Genomic DNA, 17,668 nt, shown 5'->3' with positions numbered 1-17,668 from the left:
CGCATCGGATCTGCAGAACTTGGTGGGAAGAGTGGCTCTTCTGAATGTCAACTCTAAAGTATTTCAACAAAGCCCGCAGTTCCGAATCGGATGTGACGGGGACTCTCCTAAACAGACGATCCGCTTCGGTCCCGAGGTTGCCGACGGGCTGGCAACCACGTCGCCGCTTGTCTTCGTGTCGACGGGACAGGTCCAACTCGAGTTTCCGACGTTTATGGCCCGCGCATGGCGACTCGTCGACTGCGCCGCAGCGTGGGACGAAGGTTCAGTCACGATCGACGAAGAAACTGGAAGCAGGACAGTTACGGCCCCGATCGAGGAGTGGGAGTCGCCGGTCGATCTCGATCTCTTCTCACTCGCGAAAAGCGAGCCGTATCGGTCGACGATCCAACGCGCCGGTGACGAGCGACAGAACACGATTTCCATGCTCCCGATGGAGGGCGTCCGGAAGATTGGTATCGAGCGAGGTGGCTCGACGCTTGTCGAGCCCTCGTTTGCCTGCGTTGATGGGCAAGCTGTGGTCGTACTCTCCTGGGTTGACAAACTGAGTCCGACGAGTCAATCGATTGTCTTCGCCGGGCCCTCGAACAGCCAACCCCGGATCGCCGCCGGCGAGATCACGGTCGGCCTCGGTGTCAGTGAACTCCTCGAGCGCGGCGAATCGATTCCGATGCGCTGGGTTGTCCAGGGTGAGGAACTCGTCGGGTTCGTTGCCGACGAAATAGACGTGGGGGCATGACGATAGGGACCGAACAGACCACGCTCGAGGGCAAGCCAGCCGGTTTAGAACCGGTCCGAAGGATCTCACGGTCGTCTCCTGCGGCCAGAGTAAACAGGATCTCGACGACAGCGAGACCGTTCCCGCTCGCGAACTCTATACCTCCTCGATCCACGTCTGTAAGGACCGTTACGGACAGCAGTCACACGGCTACTATATCGCGAGTGCGAAGTTCGGACTTGTTCATTACGCCACGGAACTGCCCTACTACGATCAGACGCTCTCGGAGATGCCCGATGAAGAAGTTCGGGAGTGGGCCGAGGACGTAGCCGGCGATCTTCGTTTGATCGTCGATCGCGAAGGCTTCGACGCCGTCGTGATCATCGCAGGGAAAGACTATGTGATCACTGCTAGTTTCGTCCGGCTGACATAGTAGTACGCGACCGGCGAGAGGACGAACGCCAGCAGGATCGCCACGGGCGTGGACTTCTCTGTGAGCGCCTGTGCTTGTCGGCTGTCGTCGTCAGCGGGGGACCTATTCGTCGCCATGGCTGTCAGAGGACTCGATCGAGCGGCGCTGATAGAGCGCGTATCCGAGTGCGGTCGTGACCGCAACGATGCTCGCTATCCTCGTCTTGCTCACCTCCATGTCCGAACGATGGGACGGGAAGCAAATAGGCCCCGAGCCAGTGTCTCAACGCCGGAAACACCGGTGGGTTTTCGAAGTATTATATTTATGCAAAATTCATGAGACAGATGAAAATAGCTCACGTCCGTAGTATCGGCTGAAAGTAGGAAGTACTGACGCAACTACGATTTATTCTGTGGTGACTCTTCCTGCCTTCCAAGGAGCCAGTAAAGCGCCAACCCCAATACAGCTTCGAGTGGCCCAATGAAAACTGCGCCAAGAAGAAACAGAAAATACGCCGCGAGACCATGGTTGGAACGGCTGGTATCCATCCCGTTCTCGTATTCCGTTGATTCCACAAAAAGTTCTTCACTCAGTTCGCACACGCAGTTACCGCGAGCGTTGTGTCTGAGAACTCCACTAGGGTCAGACAGGAGACCGTGAATCAGCGGTAAGTACAGAAAAACTACTTACCAGCTGTCCAAACGGAGAGAATTGAAACAAACCACTTGTGGGTCTTTCTAGGACACGCTCAAGATTCCTACAGTGGCGCCCATCGTCAGGGAAGCTACTATAGATCACATCAATAAAGTATAACGTCGAGAGACAAGTTAGCTCTCGTAGCCGTTGAGTTGGAACTCCGCCTGTGCGACGTAGCCGGTGACGCCCGCCGGGTGGGGAACCTCGTCCATCGAGGCCTCCATGATGAGCCAGAAGATGACTCGCTGATCCTGAATGCTCTCGCCGTCGACGTACTGGGCGGGGTGGTAGAACTCTCTTTCCACCTCCCTGTCATCTGTCCGGGTCACCTGGTCCTGCGCAGGGCCGATTTCGTTGGAGTTGGGCCGGACGACGACGGCCTCAAGGTCGCGGTTCAGCGGCACATCGATCTGCTCACTCCCGTCGGGATTGGAGAACCGGACCTTCTGGCTCGGTTCGCCGACGAGGTAGAACTCGCTCTCAGGGGTGATCCACTCCTTCCCGTTGAAGACCTGCGTCCGGACGCCGCTGTCGGTCGTCCCGGGTGTCGGCTCCAAGGCCGTGAAGTGGAGGTACTGCTGGACGACGGTCTCCTCGCCTTCCCAGTCCTCGGGGACGCCGTAGTTACGCAGCGCTTCCACCACGTAGCCGGGTCCGTGCCGGCGCCAGATGGGGACCCGTTACCGTCGACGTTGAAGAACTCTCGGACCCGCTTCGGGAAGTCCGAGTCATCCCACGCCGTCAGGATCGTTTCCTTCGAGACTCGCGTCTCGAGTTCGACGATCTCGGTTTCCTCCTCTTTCACGTCCTTCTCGTCACCGAGGTACGTGTGACCCTCGTGACGGCCGAGTTTCATCGACGGGGCCCGTCCTCGCGGTCGAAAAGCGTGATCGCATCGACGGTGGTCATGCTGCCACCTCGACTCTACGGACGATCAACGCCGCTCGGGAATTGTGACTCTGTTCGACACTGCTCTCAAAGGGGTGTGTGCAGTTTCGCATCGTTCAGCGACGGTTGGGAACATCTATCAAGACAGTCATACGATTTGACTATAAAGCTACGGGTCGCCAAGGTGCCAAGAGAGAGCTACTACCGGACGAATATAACGGATCCGCCGGTATTCCGATACTCAGGTGGACACCCCTCGTTTTCATTGAAAGCGGATTGGTGGACACCCCTGATTTTCAGTGAAAGAGCGACCAGTGCGAGAGGGACACCCCTCGTTTTCAGTGAACCGCGAGAGAACTACACCGACGATTCCGAAAGTGCATCCAGCACATCCCGTTGAGTCTCCGACGATTCGAGGCAAGCAGACATGACTACGTCAGGATCGTGCAGTAGGCGATGCGTCCGGTAGCTTCCCTCTCCTTTGCCACCGCCCGTGTGCTTGCTTTCCGTTATTTCTGGGAGCGTCCATTTTTTCATCAAATCCAGTACCCGCTGGTGGGTGAGCGATTCGCCAGCCGCTACCTCAGCGACGATGCAGTAGGCATCATACAACTCTCCCGTCGAGAAGGAATCCTTGAGCTTCGATTTCGTCAGATACGCGAGTGCATACAGCGCGTACCGGGAGTGAGGCGTCCCATTCTTGATGACCTGGATCGATCGGTTGAGATCGCTATACTCGTCGGCCTGTCGGACGTACTCTTCGGTCACCCGGTCGCTGTCGTCTTTCTCCGCGAGTTTGCCCGCGGAGCGAAGGATATCGAGCGCGCGGCGGGCGTCGCCGTGATCACGGGCAGCGAGCGCTGAAGCGAGCTGGATCGCGCCCTCTTCGAGTACGCCATCCTTGAACGCGTCACTCCGGCGCTCGAGGATCGCCTGCAACTGGTTTGCGTCGTAGGGCGGGAAGATGATCGGATCGTCCTGAAAGCTCGAGGCGACGCGCTCATCGGGAGCGTCGGAGTAATCCGTCTTGTTGCTAATCGCGACGACTGAGATGTAACAGCCCGTTTTCCCCGCTTCTTCCGATCGCGAGAGTTTCGAGAGGATTTCGGCGGTATCGTCGCCGAGTTTGTCGATCTCGTCAAGGATGACGATCAGTGAATCGCTCTCGTGGAGAAGACCGTCGGAATCCCAGAGGGCGTCATAATACCGACTCGCGCCGATACCCTCTTTCGGGATGTAGCGGTCCGGATCGATCGCATCACGAACCTCGAAGGCCATCGTTCGGGCCGCCCGCGTCTCCGTGTTGTACTGATCACAGTCGACGTAGGCCGCCGTCAGATCGGTGCCTTGCATCTGCGCGATACCTCGAGCCCGACCAGTGACGTGTTTTGCGACGAGTGATTTCCCGGTGCCCGTCTTCCCGAAGAGAAAGCCACTCTCCGGTGGATCGCCGAAAGCCGCTGGTTTCAGGAGTGCCTCGACGGTCTCGATCTCGCGATCCCGCCCGACGATCCGATCTTTCTGTGGGACGTGCTGGGGGCGAAGGAGTTCCCGCCGACGGAAAATAGACGTCGCTTCATCCGCCATCGGGTCATCCTGAAGATCCTCGACCGAAGGGGTCGGGATTGGATCGTTACCCATTGGCTATTTCATTACAGACAACCATAATAAACCCACCGCACCCCGTTTTCAGTGAAAAGTTGGAAATGGAGGGTTTGAGGGAGTATGACGGACCAGCCGAGAGAGAAGGCCCAGACACACCCACCCCTGATTTTCAGTGAAAGGCCCGAAAGAGTGTACCTGCTGTTCGACTTGAGCCCGACTCTCTTGATCACGTTATTATATTATTTATGGTATAGGTAAAGTAGTAGTGTAGAAGTAAGTAGAAACGCTCTTAGAAGACAGATTAGATAACCACGGTTTCCGGACAGCTATCTCTTTATACGCGGTCCTCTTTGCGTTCGAGATTGCTTTCGGATGTGTCCTGCCTTTCACTGAAAACGAGGGGTGTGTCTGTATCGCTCCAGTGGGTCACTGCTCCAAATCCAGGTAATCGTGGAGTGTCACGTCCGGTGTGGTCTCTCGAGTCGTTTTGCTGTTCTCGTCTGCTGTCTTGTCCTCATGGCAGTCCGCACACAGCGTCTGGAGGTTCGACTCATCGAGTGGGTGGCCGCCGTCGGCGATCCGTTCGATGTGATCGACCTCCGACGAAGTATTGACCATCGGCTGACGCTACGACGGTGTTGGCTCGTCGCGTGGTCAGTCGGCGCTCTGTTCGGGCGTCTGTGGTTGCTCAACGTGCAGCGGGTCTCCCGTGGAAGTCGCCGTCACCAACCGTAAGAACTCGCCCGCGTTTGTGAGGAGTTTGTTCTCGGCTTTCCGAAGGTGCTCCTCGTACGTCGAGCGAGCAACAGATGTCCGCTCAGCCAACTCGCGAAGTGACGTCTTCCGGGGCTGTTCGTAGTACCCGCTTTCGAGGGCCAACCGGAGCGCCGCCAGCTGTCGGTCGGTGAGATCCTCGAAGAGCTGATCGACAGGGGCTAACATGCTGTGTGGGATCTGCTGTTCCTCGATGGCGGTCTTCGAGAGAACATCGATGTCCCGATCGGACTTGAGGTCCCGAATCAGCGCTCGAACGTCGGCCTCGTCGAACGCGATCACCGAGTAGTGCTCCCAGCCCTGCCGGTGGATCGTCGGCGGTTGGTACAGGCAGTTGTACTCCTCGAACCGGTCGATGATCGACCCTTCCAGCGAACAGAGACACGACTGCGTGACGATGTGCAATCCGGAGTCGTCGACCGATCGGTGCAGAATCGTTCCCAGACTGTCAATCTCCTCGAGCAGATCGTCCGTCGGGGTTTCCGAGGACGTGATTTCGAGCACTTGGCAGTCGTTCAAGTACCACTCGCGTATCGTGAGGTCCGGGTGCCGTTCCGAAATCTCCCGATAGGGACATTCGTGTTTTACCCGGAACGAGGCCTCGTACAGGCTCATACACTACTATTCGATCTCTATCGCAATAGCTGTGCCGGTCATGACCGGCACCACCCATATACAGATATGCCTCTTATGGGTGAATACCGATGACAGAAGTTACTCCGGACGAACTCAGTGGACGATTGCAGGCTAATGGGGATGACGTTCTCGTCCTCGACATTCGGCACCAAGCGGACTACGACGAATGGCATATTCCGGACAGCGTCAACGTGGACGTCTATGACGAACTACAGGACGATCCGGAGACGGCAGAGGATGCGCTCGAAGACCTGCCGGAAGAGAAAGAGATCGTCACCGTCTGCGCCGCGGGAGTCGTCTCACAGACGGCGACGGACGTCCTGCGAGAGATGGGTTATGATGCCGCGACGCTCACCGATGGGATGAACGGGTGGAGCCGCGTCCACCGGGGCGCGTCTGTTGAAACCGATCTCGACGGGACGCTCGTTCAGGTCGCCCGCCCCGGGAAGGGGTGTCTCTCGCACGTCCTGATTTCGGACGGCGAAGCCACCGTGTTCGATCCCTCTCACTACCTCGACGAGTACGATGCAATCCTCGAGGACTACGACGCCGACCTCGTCGGCGTCTTCGACACGCACGCGCACGCCGACCACGTCTCCGGCGGTGCGGAACTCGCCGAGCGGCACGATGTTCCCTACTACCTCCACCCAAAGGACGCGCTCGCGATCGACGCAACCCCGGTCGAAGACGAAGCGACGATCGAAGTCGGGTCCGTCGACGTCGACGTAATCCACACGCCGGGACACAGCGAGGGCAGCGTCTCGTTCGATCTCGAGGGAGAGGCGCTCGTCACGGGCGATACGCTCTTCCACGAGAGCGTCGGCCGCGTCGAACTCGGCGTCGAAGCCGGGATCGAAGACTCCGACGTCGAAGGGAACGCGGCCACGCTCTACGAGAGCCTCCAGCGCCTGCTGGCCCGACCGGACGACGCCCTCGTCCTCCCGGCACATGACCCCGGCTCACCCGAGCCACCGGTGACTGCGACACTCGGTGAGGTCAAAGCGCAAAACGCGGATCTTAGCCGTGACCGCGAGGAGTTCGTTGAGACGCTCGCCTCGGACATCCCGGACCATCCGCCGAACTTCGAGCGCGTCAAGCGCACGAACGTCGGGCAGGAGGACGTCCCCGACGACGAACTGTCCGAGCTCGAACTGGGTCCCAACCGCTGTGCAGCCGAATAATCGATGAGCGAGCAAACTGACCTAACACAGGGCATTCGCGAACACCTCGGACAGTTCTCGCTGCACGTTCTGCTGGTGTTCGCGACGGGGCTGACGATCGGTTCCGAGCGCACGGTTGTCCCCGTGCTGGGTGAGGACATACTCGGCGTCGAGTCGTTTTTCGTCATCGGCTCGTTCGTCGTCTCCTTCGGCTTCGTCAAGGCGCTGCTCAACCTCTACGCCGGCAAGTGGGGCGAGGAGTACGGACGCAAGCCGGTGCTCGTGCTCGGCTGGCTTACCGCCCTGCCGATCCCGGTGATCCTCATCTATGCGCCGAGCTGGAGCTGGATCACCGTCGGAAACATCCTGCTGGGAATCAACCAGGCGCTGACCTGGAGCATGGCGATCAACGCCAAGATCGACCTCGCGAGTCCCGACCAGCGCGGGCTAGCCGTCGGCATCGACGAGGCGTTTGGCTACACCGGCGTCGCAGCCGGGGCGTGGATCACCGGCGTCATCGCCGGGCAGTGGAACCTCCGGCCCGAGCCGTTTTACTTCCTCGCCATCGTGGTGGTGCTGGCGTTCCTCATCTCGATCTTCCTGATCAAAGAGACGGTCCAGCTCGCGCAACTTGAGGGTGACGACGAGCACCACGACGCGAATCTTCCGTTCGTCGACGTCCTGAAGCGCGCGACCTACGGCGACAAGACGCTGTTCGCGGCGGCGCAGGCCGGCCACATCGAGAACTTCGTGGACACGCTGTTCTGGATCGCCGTCCCGCTGTATCTCACGAGTCAGGGGCTCGCAATCGAGGCTGTCGGCGTCGTCGTCGGCGTTCACAGCGCGATGTACTTTCTCCAGATCGGGACCGGCGGCCTCGCCGACCGCATCGGTCGCCGCCCGCCCGTCGTCGTGGGGATGTTCATCGCCGGTGCTGGCGTCCTCGGAATGGTGTTCGTCGACAGCTACCTCCCGTGGGCCGTTTTGGCTGGCGTCTCTGGCCTGGGGATGGCGCTGCTCTACCCGAACCTGATGACGGTCCCGAGCGACGCGGCCCATCCGACCTGGCGGTCGGCAGGCATGGGCGTCTACCGGATGTGGCGCGACTCGGGCTACGGCGTCGGCGCGATCCTGATCGGCCTCACGATGCAGTTCGTGAACACCGAAGCTGCGTTCTACATGACTGCGATCTTGATGTTCATCTCCGGGGCAGTCGTGTACGTCTGGATGGAAGAGACCCATCCCGACTTCGGAACTCACGAGCCTCCAGCTCCGGCCCAAGAAGCACCGGGGCAAGTCACACCTGAGGATTGAAGACCAACCTATTTTCTAATAACGCTGAAGTCCTTTATTTATAAGATTCAGTTTCTACCCTTCAGTCAGTTTCCGCCGCCGATGCCGACAGTGTGGGTGGCGAGAAGTTCGAGAATTAACTGTTTCTATAACAAAGAAGGGGTTACAAGAAAGGACACCAGAAGAAGATTCACCGGAATCGGGTCCAAAGACATTAGACGAATTATTTGACTCTTGACTCTATGTTCTTATATATTTCTGAGGTTTCCCAAAGCAGGAGTAGCCCGTCGATTGGACCGAGGACATCGCTGATGAGGAATCTGATGAAGATATAATCGCTACCCACTAAACTCAGCACTAAGATCCTCCAAAAACTCTTCTTGGAGATCTGCACTCGTATCGAACCGGTCGTCATAGAATTCACCAGCACTACTACCAATCAGTCCGGCATGTCTATTTCCGAGGAATATGAGCGCCTGCGTAGAACGGACCATAGTTGTCTTCCCCTGTTTTGGTATATCTATGGCCTCTTTTTCCTCCATATCGGGGTTCAATACGATTTGCCAGTCTTGGTTAAACGCGGATGCTGGGATAAACTCCCTAATGAGGTCCTCTGAAGCGGGTTCCTCAGGCAGAAGATATTCATTAAGCAGTAGAAAGTGGTGCATTGCCTCAATTGAATCCATGATGTAGAAGTAGTTATAATCTAGAGTATTTATATGTGATGCTACTACCAGATTGTTAAGAAATTGGAGCATTTCACTCCCAACCCCTTCCAGAGTGGCTAGCTTCAAGTCGCTATTTAAATAGCTCAAATCCGTCGATCCGTCCGATCCCGTAACACTCGAGTCCTACCGGATCTCGATGGCGTGGACGTCGAGCCCGCCGCGGAAGATAAACGGGAACCCGAGGTCGCTGTTGACCTAATTCGGTAGTCCGAGCGCCAGTGTTCTGAGTTCGGTCCTGATGCGGTGTCATCAGTTTCTTAGGCGGAAGCGGCAACGGTTCAATTGATGGATGATCGAATCGATGAACGGTCGGGAGTGGAGCTACCGGCACCGTCGTGGCAAACGGCCGGACTGTTCGCGGCTGTCGGCGTTCTCGTCGTCGGAACGGCGCTCGACTCGCCATCGGCGCTGTCCGTTGAGGGACAGCGGACGCTGGCGGTATTTCTCTCGGCGCTTGTCCTGTGGCTGACCCGGCCAGTACCGTACGTCATCTCGAGCGTCCTCAGCGTCACGTTGCTGTTCGTGCTGGGGGCCGTCGACTCGTTCGGTGCGGCGACGACCGGCTTCACCTCGACACTCGTGTTCTTCCTATTGCTTCTCTTATTGCTTGGCGATGCAACAGCGAGCGTCGGTCTCGATCAGCGGCTAGCGGGGCAACTGCTGACGGCTGAGAGTACACCGCGGCGGGCGCTGCGGTCAGTCGCTGGGAGCGTCCTCGCGCTGGCGCTGGTGATGCCTTCCGCGATGGCTCGAGCAGTGACGTTCGTGCCGATTGTGAAGCGGCTCGCGGGCGCATTCGATACGGAGGACGGGTTCGAGAGCGCGGCGTTTCTCATCCTCGGCCACGTCAACCCCATCGCGTCGATGGCACTGATGACTGGCGGCGGGATGGCGCTGGTCACCGCCGAAATCGTCTCGACGTCGGTAGGGCCGATCACGTGGGTCGACTGGGCAGTGTTGATGGTACCGCCAACGGTCCTGCTGTACGCGCTGGCGGCCCTCGCTGCAGGACTCTTCGCTCGAGTCGACGGAGAAACGACGGTCAGCACGACCCGGGTACCCCGAACGGAGGCAGGTGACGACGGACTCCAGTTACGGACGGACGGTGACGAGACGCGGCCGACGCCGGAAGACGGATTGGCTACGCTGACACGTGACCAGCGGCTCGTGGCGGTCGTTCTTCTCGGTGCCGTCGCAGCCTGGATCGGCGGCTCGTTCGTCGGGCTCCCGACGGTGGTCCCCGCAGTCGCGGCGGTCACGGTCCTCTCGCTGCCGTCCGTCGGCGTCATCACGGCCGACGACATTGCGGACGTGAACTGGGGCATTATCTTCCTCATCGGTGCGATGTTGTCAATACTGGACGCAATGAACGCGACCGGCGCGATCACGGCCGTCGTCGACGCACTAACGCGGCTAATCCCGTTCGCGGCGCTTTCCAACTGGCAGATCGCCGCCGTGTTGATCGCGCTCGCCGTCGCCATCCGCGTCCTGTTCTCGACTGGGTCGGCGGCGATTGTCGTTGCGCTCCCGATCGTCCTCGAGTTCGCGAGCAGTTTTGGGATCGATCGACTGCCGCTGGCGTTGACCGTCCTTCTGGTCGTTGGCTCGACGACAATCCTGCCGTTCAACACGACCGCGGTGCTGGTGTCGATGGACCGCGGACCGCTGTCACACCGCGATATCGCCGCCTTCGGCCTGGTGACGATGGCCCTCTCGATCGCCGTCGCTGCGCTCTCGTGGCTGGTCTATTGGCCGCTGGTGCGCTGAACCACTCGACCGCGACAAGCGTGAGCTATATATGAACGGACGGGACTCTACCCTGTACGGAGGGTCGCCAATTCTACGCGTTGAGTTCACAACGGTGCCGACGGGCGTGATGGCGAAGCTCCAGCGCGAACTCGACGCCGTTCGGAGCATCGAACTTGATAACGCATTCTACGTCGAAGACGGGACGTGGCTCGAGTCGCTAACGGTTGCCTCGAACGGCACGTTTGACCCCGAGACCGCCATCGAGAGGATCTCCGGGGCGTCGCTGTTCTACAGTAGCGAGATCCCGACCGCGTCCGATGACCTCCAACTCCGGCGGCTCACCATCCTCGCGAACGAGTCGTATCCGTTCATCCTGAGTCTGGTGTTGCGTCAGGAGGTGATACCAAACCGGATCGTCCTCCAAAACGGCGTCTTTGAGGTCGTAGTGACCGCGCGCGACTGGGATCAATTCCGCGCGATGGCCGACGAAGTCCAGGAGACGCTGGGCGAGTTCGAACTGCTGTCGGTCAACAAGGACGAGGAACCGGGCGAACCGCTCGACAGTGGCCGGTTGACCGAAGTCCTCGTCTCGAAGCTCACCGACGACCAGTTAGCGGTCCTCGAGACGGCCTACGACAGCGGTTACTTCGATATTCCTCGCGAGGCGTCTGCGACGGACCTCGCTGATGAACTCGACGTCGCACAGTCAACGGTGAGCGAGCGACTTCGGACCGCCGAGCGCACGCTGCTCGAACTTATCTACGGACCGCGGGAGTGACGACCGATCGGAAGTCGGCCAGCGAGGTGAAATATATCCGCCCCGATTTAAATTACGATAGCTATCGAGGGCGATAGGGAGTAAAACGATCCTCGATAGCCCGTAACGTGGGGGTGGATGACGCAGCAAGATAATCATGACAGTTCGGTCGCGAGGGGTCGCGGCCGGCTCACGCGACGGGGCTATATTGCCACTGCCGCCACGGCGCTCGGAACGGGTGCGCTCGCGGGCTGTACCGGGAGCCGCGGACAGAGCCTCGATCCGGACGTGCCCGATGGGGTACCGGAGACGGTCGAAACGCAGTACTGGCGCGAATGGGAGACGATCGATGCCGACTCGCCGCCGCTCGACTATAGCGCGACCGCGGGCGCGGTCCTCGATCGGTTGCCTGTCGAGTTCTCGAGCGAAGACGACCCCTGGATGCGCGAACACGCGTTGATGGTCAAGCGGGGACTCGACGACCTCGGGATCGCGGTTGAACTCAACGACCGGCCGCTGAACCAGCTCTACGCACAGAGCTGGGCGACGAAGGGGCTCGAGGCAGTAATTTCAATGAGTACGCACGGGCCCGATCCCCAGCGCGGGCTCGATCCGAACCCGCTGTTGATGCGCCGAACTGAGGGGTCGCTCTCGAACTACGACAACTACTACCACCCGAAGCTGCAGGAACTGCTCACTGAACAAGCCCAGACGACCGACCGGGCCGAGCGTGAGGAACTCGTCGCGCGGGCACAGGAGATTTTCGCAGAGGACGTCGGGGCGTTGATCACGCTGTTCCCCAACATTGTGACGGCGGTCAACCGGGACCGGTGGGCCGGCTACGTGGAGACGCCAGGGAACGGGCCGACGATGGACTCATTCGTCTGGACCGAGGTCAACCTCCAGCCCGAGACGGACAACCGGACCTACGTCAAGGGCGTCTCGACGTCGATGAACTCGCTGAACCTGCCGTGGGCCGCGGGCGGGGCAGAAGCCAAGCGGCTCACGTTCATCTACGACGGGCTCTTCGACGCGACGCCGGACCTCGACGTCGTCCCCGCGCTGGCGACCGGTGGCGGCTTCGTCGGCGAGACGACCGTCGAACTCGAGCTGCGCGAGGGCGTCGAGTGGCACGACGGCGAGGCGTTCACCGCCGAAGACGTGAAGTTCACCGTCGAGATCTACCAGGAGTACACCTCCTCGAGCCAAGTGCCGTTCTACGAGCCGATCGACTCCGTCGAGGTACTCGGCGATCACGAGGTACGGTTTAACCTGACGAACCCGGACGCGTCGTTCATGACCCAGCGGGTCGTCCGCAGTGTCATCCTTCCTAAACACCGGTGGGAGGATATCGACAACCCGTCCCAGCACAACCCGGACAAGCCCGTCGGGACCGGCCCCTTCGAGTTCGATACATGGGAGCAGGGGACCCGCTTTGCGGCCTCGCGAAACGACGGCCACTGGATGTTTGACGACGACTGGCGGGCCGATGCACTGGGCGACCAGGCCGAACGGGGCCCCGGCATCGAGCGGGTTATCTGGATCAACGTGAGCAACGTCGACGCCCTGATCGGATCGCTCCAGAGCGGCGCGATCGACGCCATCGGGACGAACCTCTCGACGCTGCAGGCCGAGCGTGCGGCCAACGCCGACGGGATCGAACAGGTATCAGCCGGAAGCTACGCACCGCTCGACGCGAAGCTCATGTTCTCCTGTCCGCTCGTCCGGGACAAGGAGTTCCGCATCGCGCTGTCGAAGGCGGTCGACTCGCAGGGGTTCGTCGAGGATTTCCTGCAGGGCGAGGCGACCGTCCCGGCCGGCGAGAATCCGATCTCGCCGCTGACCCAGTGGCACAACCCCGATACGACCGACTACGAGGTCGACGTCGAGGAAGCGCGAACGATCCTCGAGCAGGCGGGGTACACTTGGGACGGCGACGGCAACCTGCGGTACCCCAACGGCGAGGCATGGGGTGCGTTCGTCGAACGGATCCAGCCCGAGAACACCTACAAACGACGCGACGAACTCGAGCAACCCGATTTCTCATGAAAGACCGAACCACAGTACCGCGCCCGCGACCCCCGCGGGACGGGAACCGACTCAAGGCGAACCGCCATCCCGACCGGGCCGAAGCTCGCGCCGAACGTGCAGCGGCCAGCGGCCACGACTCGATCGGCGAGACGCGCCCCGATCACTACGGAGCAACCGACGCGATCTCAGTCGCACCGATAGGTGGTAACCGATGACGAAGTTCCAGCGGTTCCTGCTCAAGCGGCTCGCGATCTCCGTATTGCTAACGCTGATCGCCGTCTCAGTCATCTTCGTCGTCCTGCGGCTGCTGCCGGGGAGTCCCTTCGAAGCGCTCGTAACCTCCGGGAACCTGAACCAGGAGCAGATCGCCGAGATCCGAGCGATGTACGGGCTTGACGAACCGATATGGAAACAGTACGTCAACTACCTCACGAGCCTGCTGACTTTCCAGTTCGGCTACTCAATCCTGCGAAGCCAGCCGGTCTGGGCGGTCCTCGAGCCACGCCTGATCAACTCGCTGATCCTGCTCGTGCCGGCACTGGTGACGACGGCAATCCTGAGCTCCCTAGTGGGGATGTACGCCGGCTGGAACAGGGGGAGCCGCCTCGAGAAGTTCAGCATCGTCTCGACGACGCTGCTGCGCTCGACGCCAGTGTTCATCACGGCGATCTTCTTCATCATCGTCTTCGCGTACAACCTAGAGATTGTCCCGGCGCTCGGGATGCGATCGATCCGGGCGACGCCCGAGGGCTACCTCGACACGTTCGTCTCGCTGGACTTCCTGCATCACTACCTCCTGCCGTTTACCGTCGCCGTCCTCTACTACAGCGGCGACTTCCTGCTGCTGGCCCGCAACGGCGTCGTCGAGAAGCGGGGCTCAGAGTTCCTCAAGCTCCACCGCGCGAAGGGGCTCACCGAGATGCAGCAGTTGGCCCGCGCAGGGCGGAACTCCATGCTGCCGATTCTCACCTACTTCACGCTCCGACTGGGGATGATCTTCCAGGGGCTGATCCTGCTCGAGGTCGTCTTCAGCTGGCCCGGTATCGGCCGCGAACTCGTGTTGGCGATCCAGCAGCAGGACTACCCGCTGGTGCAAGCCGCAGTCTTCATCATGGCGCTGGCGGTCATCCTCGCGAACCTCCTCGCTGACGTCCTCTATGCGTACTTCGATCCGACGGTCTCGACCGGCGGAGGTGGTTCGGCATGAGTACCGACACGAAACAGAAGGGAGCGATGTACAGCCGGATCGACGAACTGTGGACGACCGTCCGCGACCAGTTCGTGTTCCTGCGGCGAGATCCGCTGGCGTTCGGCGGGATGATCGTCGTCGCGACGTTCGTGTTCCTCGGGCTGTTCGGGCCGTTCCTGGCTCCCCACGATCCGATCGAACACACCGTCCGCGGCGGCGACGGCTCTGTCCTCCGGCTCACGGCCCCGAGCGCGGAGGCGTTCTTCGGGACGACCTCGTACGGCAAGGACGTGCTGAGCCAGTTCCTGGCCGGCGCGCGGCCGACGCTGATCGTCGGCCTGTTCGGTGGGCTGGGCACGGGCGCACTCGGCTTCACCGTCGGCGTCGTCAGCGGCTACTACGGCGGCTGGGTCGACGAGCTGCTGATGCGGCTGACCGACCTGACGTTCTCGCTGCCGTTCATGCCCATGGCGCTGCTGTTGCTGACGTTCATGACGCCGAACATCTGGCTGATCACGGCGATCATCGCCGCGTTCCTCTGGAAGATGCCGGCCCGCGTCGTCCGCTCGGAGGTGCTGTCGGTCCGCGAACGGACCTTCGTCAAGTCCGCCCGCGCCAGCGGCGCGAGCGACCTGCGGACGATGCTGTACCACGTCGCGCCCAACGTCCTGCCGATCGGGTTCCTATACACCGCCTACGGCGTCGCTTGGGCGATCGCCGCGCAGGCGAGTCTGGCCTTCCTCGGGTTCGGCGATCCGACGATGACCAGCTGGGGCCGGATGCTCCGGCAGGTGTTCGCCTCGGGCAACATGCGCGTCGCGTGGTGGTGGGTACTCCCGCCAGCCATCGGTATCGCCGCGATAACCACCTCGGTGTTCCTCATCGGCCGCGCCTACGAGGAAGTCATCAACCCCGAAATTCAGACAGACCAATGACGCTACTCGAAGTCGACAACCTAAAAGTCACGTACGAAACCGACGACGAGCCGGTCCATGCCGTCAACGACGTCTCCTTCACCATCGACGAGGGTGTCAACTACGGCCTCGCCGGCGAGTCCGGCTCCGGCAAGTCGACCGTCGCGGAAGCCCTGCTGGGCCTGCTCCCAGGCAACGGAACCGTCGAGCGCGGTACCATCGGGTTCGACGGAAAAGACCTCACAGCCCTCTCCGAGGCCGAGCGCCGCGACATCCTCTGGGAGGACATCGCCTACATCCCCCAGAGCGCGATGGACTCGCTCGACCCCGTGATGTCGACCGGCGACCAGATCGCACAGGCGATCCATACGCACCGCAACGTCACGGATTCCAAGGCGCGCGATCGAGTCCGCGAACTGTTCGAGATCGTCGGCCTCGACCCCGATCGGATCGACGACTATCCCCACGAGTTCTCCGGCGGGATGCGCCAGCGGGTGACCATCGCCATGGCGCTGGCCCTCGAGCCTGACCTCATCATCGCCGACGAGCCGACGACCGGGCTGGACGTGATCGTCCAAGACAAAATCATCGACAAGATCCTCGAGATTCAAGAGCGGATGGACAGTTCGCTGTTGCTAATCACCCACGAAATCGGCGTCATCGCCGAGACCTGTGACGAGCTGTCGATCCTCTACGGCGGGAAAGTGATGGAACAGGGCAGCGTTGACAACGTACTCGTTAACCCCACGAATCCGTACACGATGGGGCTGAAAAACTCCTTCCCGGAGATCGACGAGGGAGAGGATCCCGTCGCAATCCCGGGTTCGCCGCCGAACCTGAACGGGGAGCCGACGGCTTGCGTCTTCGAGGATCGGTGTCCCTTCGCTACCGAGGAGTGCGGGGCGTCCCATCCAGACCCGGTCGACCTCCCGAACCGGAACCACCGATCAGCCTGCCATCGCGTCAAGGAGGCGGCCCAGCTCCGGCAGGCCGCTGACGATCCGGAGACGTGGGACATTCCCGACGACGGCGACGACGACTCCGACCGCGGCGAGGTCATTCTCGAGACCGACAACCTCGAGAAACATTACGAACAGAGCCAGCCGCTACTCGACAAGGTCCGCGGCGAAGAGACCGATTACGTGAAAGCTGTCGACGGCGTCTCGCTGTCGGTCCGCCGCTCGGAGGTCCTCGGAATCGCCGGCGAGTCCGGCTGCGGGAAGTCGACACTCGGCGAAACGATGGCCCTGCTCGAAGAGCCGACCGGTGGAGAGTTGACTTTCGACGGCGAGCCCTACGAGTACTATCAGGACGGAAACGTTCAGGAGTTCCGGCGAAAGGTCCAGATCGTCTTTCAGGATCCCTTCGACTCGCTGAACCCCCGTCAGACCGTCCGGAAGCTCGTTGGCGAGCCGCTGACGATCCACGACTATCGGACCGACGAGAAGGAGCGAGCGATCGTCGAAACACTCGAGAAGGTGGGGCTGACTCCGGCCGAGGAGTACCTCGATCAGTACCCCCACGAACTCTCCGGCGGACAGCGCCAGCGCGTGGCAGTCGCCAAGGCGCTCGTCCTAGATCCGGACTTCCTGATCTGTGACGAGCCCGCGTCGATGCTGGACGTCTCGCTGAAGGTCAACCTGCTGAACCTGCTTCGAGGGCTGGCCGACACTGAGGACATCGGCATCGTCTACATCTCCCACGACCTCGCGAGTCTGATGCAAGTATCCGACCGGTTGGGCATCATGTACCTCGGCCGGATCATCGAGGAAGGCGAGGTCGATCGGATCGCGACGCGGCCGAAACACCCCTACACGGCGTCGCTGCTCTCGGCTGCCCCGGAGAAGGACCCGACCGTTGACCGGACGCGCGTCTTGCTCGAGGGGGAGCCGCCGGACCCGGTTGATCTCCCCTCGGGCTGTGCGTTTGCCCCGCGCTGTCCGAAGGCCGAGGACTCGTGCTGGGAAGCCGAGCCGGCGATCGACGAGGCGGGCGACGACAGCCATCGAGCGGCGTGTTATCTCCCGGAGGACGGGGACGGAACGGCTCCGACGGACACCGCGACTGCCGACGACGAGTTCCCGACGTCGGCCAACACCGACTCAGTGGGTGACTGAG

General features: G+C 61.0%; 15 protein-coding genes and 1 pseudogene. 10 read left to right on the top strand and 6 right to left on the bottom strand.

The window, feature by feature from the left end; genetic code table 11:
• Positions 1 to 214: 214 nt before the first annotated feature.
• Entirely contained in the window at positions 215 to 739 is a 525-nt protein-coding gene (locus NATPE_RS09225) for a hypothetical protein (RefSeq protein ID WP_172637288.1), read from the top strand.
• Between the two features lie 127 nt (positions 740 to 866).
• Positions 867 to 1,151, top strand: a pseudogene (locus NATPE_RS23360) (DUF6884 domain-containing protein); the annotation flags it as partial.
• Here NATPE_RS23360 and NATPE_RS22220 read toward each other — a convergent pair.
• From NATPE_RS22220 to NATPE_RS09205, 5 genes are all read right to left on the bottom strand, one after another.
• Positions 1,115 to 1,267: a hypothetical protein gene (locus NATPE_RS22220; protein ID WP_015298970.1), complete on the bottom strand. Its 153-nt coding sequence runs from the start codon at positions 1,265 to 1,267 to the stop codon at positions 1,115 to 1,117. The pseudogene NATPE_RS23360 and the gene NATPE_RS22220 sit on opposite strands and share 37 nt — an antisense overlap.
• A 690-nt stretch (positions 1,268 to 1,957) precedes the next feature.
• Positions 1,958 to 2,467: a hypothetical protein gene (locus tag NATPE_RS09220; protein ID WP_006182378.1), complete on the bottom strand. Its 510-nt coding sequence runs from the start codon at positions 2,465 to 2,467 to the stop codon at positions 1,958 to 1,960.
• Positions 2,468 to 3,071: 604 nt separating this feature from the next.
• Positions 3,072 to 4,355, bottom strand: coding sequence for a Cdc6/Cdc18 family protein (locus NATPE_RS09215; protein ID WP_015298969.1), 1,284 nt, complete (start codon positions 4,353 to 4,355; stop codon positions 3,072 to 3,074).
• A gap of 390 nt (positions 4,356 to 4,745) precedes the next feature.
• A complete protein-coding gene (locus NATPE_RS09210; protein WP_006182376.1) occupies positions 4,746 to 4,937 on the bottom strand; it encodes an HNH endonuclease in 192 nt (63 codons plus the stop codon).
• Between the two features lie 36 nt (positions 4,938 to 4,973).
• Entirely contained in the window at positions 4,974 to 5,708 is a 735-nt protein-coding gene (locus NATPE_RS09205; RefSeq protein ID WP_006182375.1) for a helix-turn-helix domain-containing protein, read from the bottom strand.
• 89 nt (positions 5,709 to 5,797) lie between these two features.
• Here NATPE_RS09205 and NATPE_RS09200 point away from each other — a divergent pair, with 89 nt between their 5' ends.
• Together NATPE_RS09200 and NATPE_RS09195 are read left to right on the top strand one after the other, a co-directional pair.
• Entirely contained in the window at positions 5,798 to 6,910 is a 1,113-nt protein-coding gene (locus NATPE_RS09200) for an MBL fold metallo-hydrolase (RefSeq protein ID WP_015298968.1), read from the top strand.
• A 3-nt stretch (positions 6,911 to 6,913) separates the two neighbouring features.
• Entirely contained in the window at positions 6,914 to 8,203 is a 1,290-nt protein-coding gene (locus NATPE_RS09195) for an MFS transporter (protein WP_006182373.1), read from the top strand.
• 317 nt (positions 8,204 to 8,520) lie between these two features.
• On the opposite strand, the gene NATPE_RS09190 is transcribed toward NATPE_RS09195, so the two are convergent.
• Entirely contained in the window at positions 8,521 to 8,868 is a 348-nt protein-coding gene (locus tag NATPE_RS09190) for a hypothetical protein (RefSeq protein ID WP_241432770.1), read from the bottom strand.
• A 327-nt stretch (positions 8,869 to 9,195) separates the two neighbouring features.
• Between NATPE_RS09190 and NATPE_RS09185 the strand changes: the two genes are divergently transcribed.
• The 6 genes from NATPE_RS09185 (at position 9,196) to NATPE_RS09155 (ending at position 17,667) form a co-directional block, all read left to right on the top strand.
• Complete coding sequence (locus tag NATPE_RS09185; protein WP_006182371.1) at positions 9,196 to 10,677, top strand: SLC13 family permease; 1,482 nt, start codon at positions 9,196 to 9,198, stop codon at positions 10,675 to 10,677.
• 109 nt (positions 10,678 to 10,786) lie between these two features.
• Positions 10,787 to 11,437: a helix-turn-helix domain-containing protein gene (locus NATPE_RS09180; protein ID WP_006182369.1), complete on the top strand. Its 651-nt coding sequence runs from the start codon at positions 10,787 to 10,789 to the stop codon at positions 11,435 to 11,437.
• Positions 11,438 to 11,554: 117 nt separating this feature from the next.
• Complete coding sequence (locus tag NATPE_RS09175; RefSeq protein ID WP_006182368.1) at positions 11,555 to 13,465, top strand: ABC transporter substrate-binding protein; 1,911 nt, start codon at positions 11,555 to 11,557, stop codon at positions 13,463 to 13,465.
• A 193-nt stretch (positions 13,466 to 13,658) separates the two neighbouring features.
• Complete coding sequence (locus NATPE_RS09165) at positions 13,659 to 14,654, top strand: ABC transporter permease (RefSeq protein WP_006182366.1); 996 nt, start codon at positions 13,659 to 13,661, stop codon at positions 14,652 to 14,654.
• Positions 14,651 to 15,571 carry an ABC transporter permease gene (locus tag NATPE_RS09160; protein WP_006182365.1) on the top strand — a complete coding sequence of 307 codons (921 nt, stop codon included), beginning with the start codon at positions 14,651 to 14,653 and terminating at the stop codon, positions 15,569 to 15,571. Before NATPE_RS09165 ends, NATPE_RS09160 begins: the two co-directional genes overlap by 4 nt.
• Entirely contained in the window at positions 15,568 to 17,667 is a 2,100-nt protein-coding gene (locus NATPE_RS09155; protein WP_006182364.1) for a dipeptide ABC transporter ATP-binding protein, read from the top strand. Before NATPE_RS09160 ends, NATPE_RS09155 begins: the two co-directional genes overlap by 4 nt.
• Position 17,668 lies beyond the last annotated feature (1 nt).

The sequence above is a fragment of the Natrinema pellirubrum DSM 15624 genome, from assembly GCF_000230735.2.
In the GTDB taxonomy this organism is placed as follows: Archaea; Halobacteriota; Halobacteria; order Halobacteriales; family Natrialbaceae; genus Natrinema; species Natrinema pellirubrum.
Note: the sequence above shows the minus strand (reverse complement) of the source record. Positions and strands in the feature narration are given on the sequence as shown.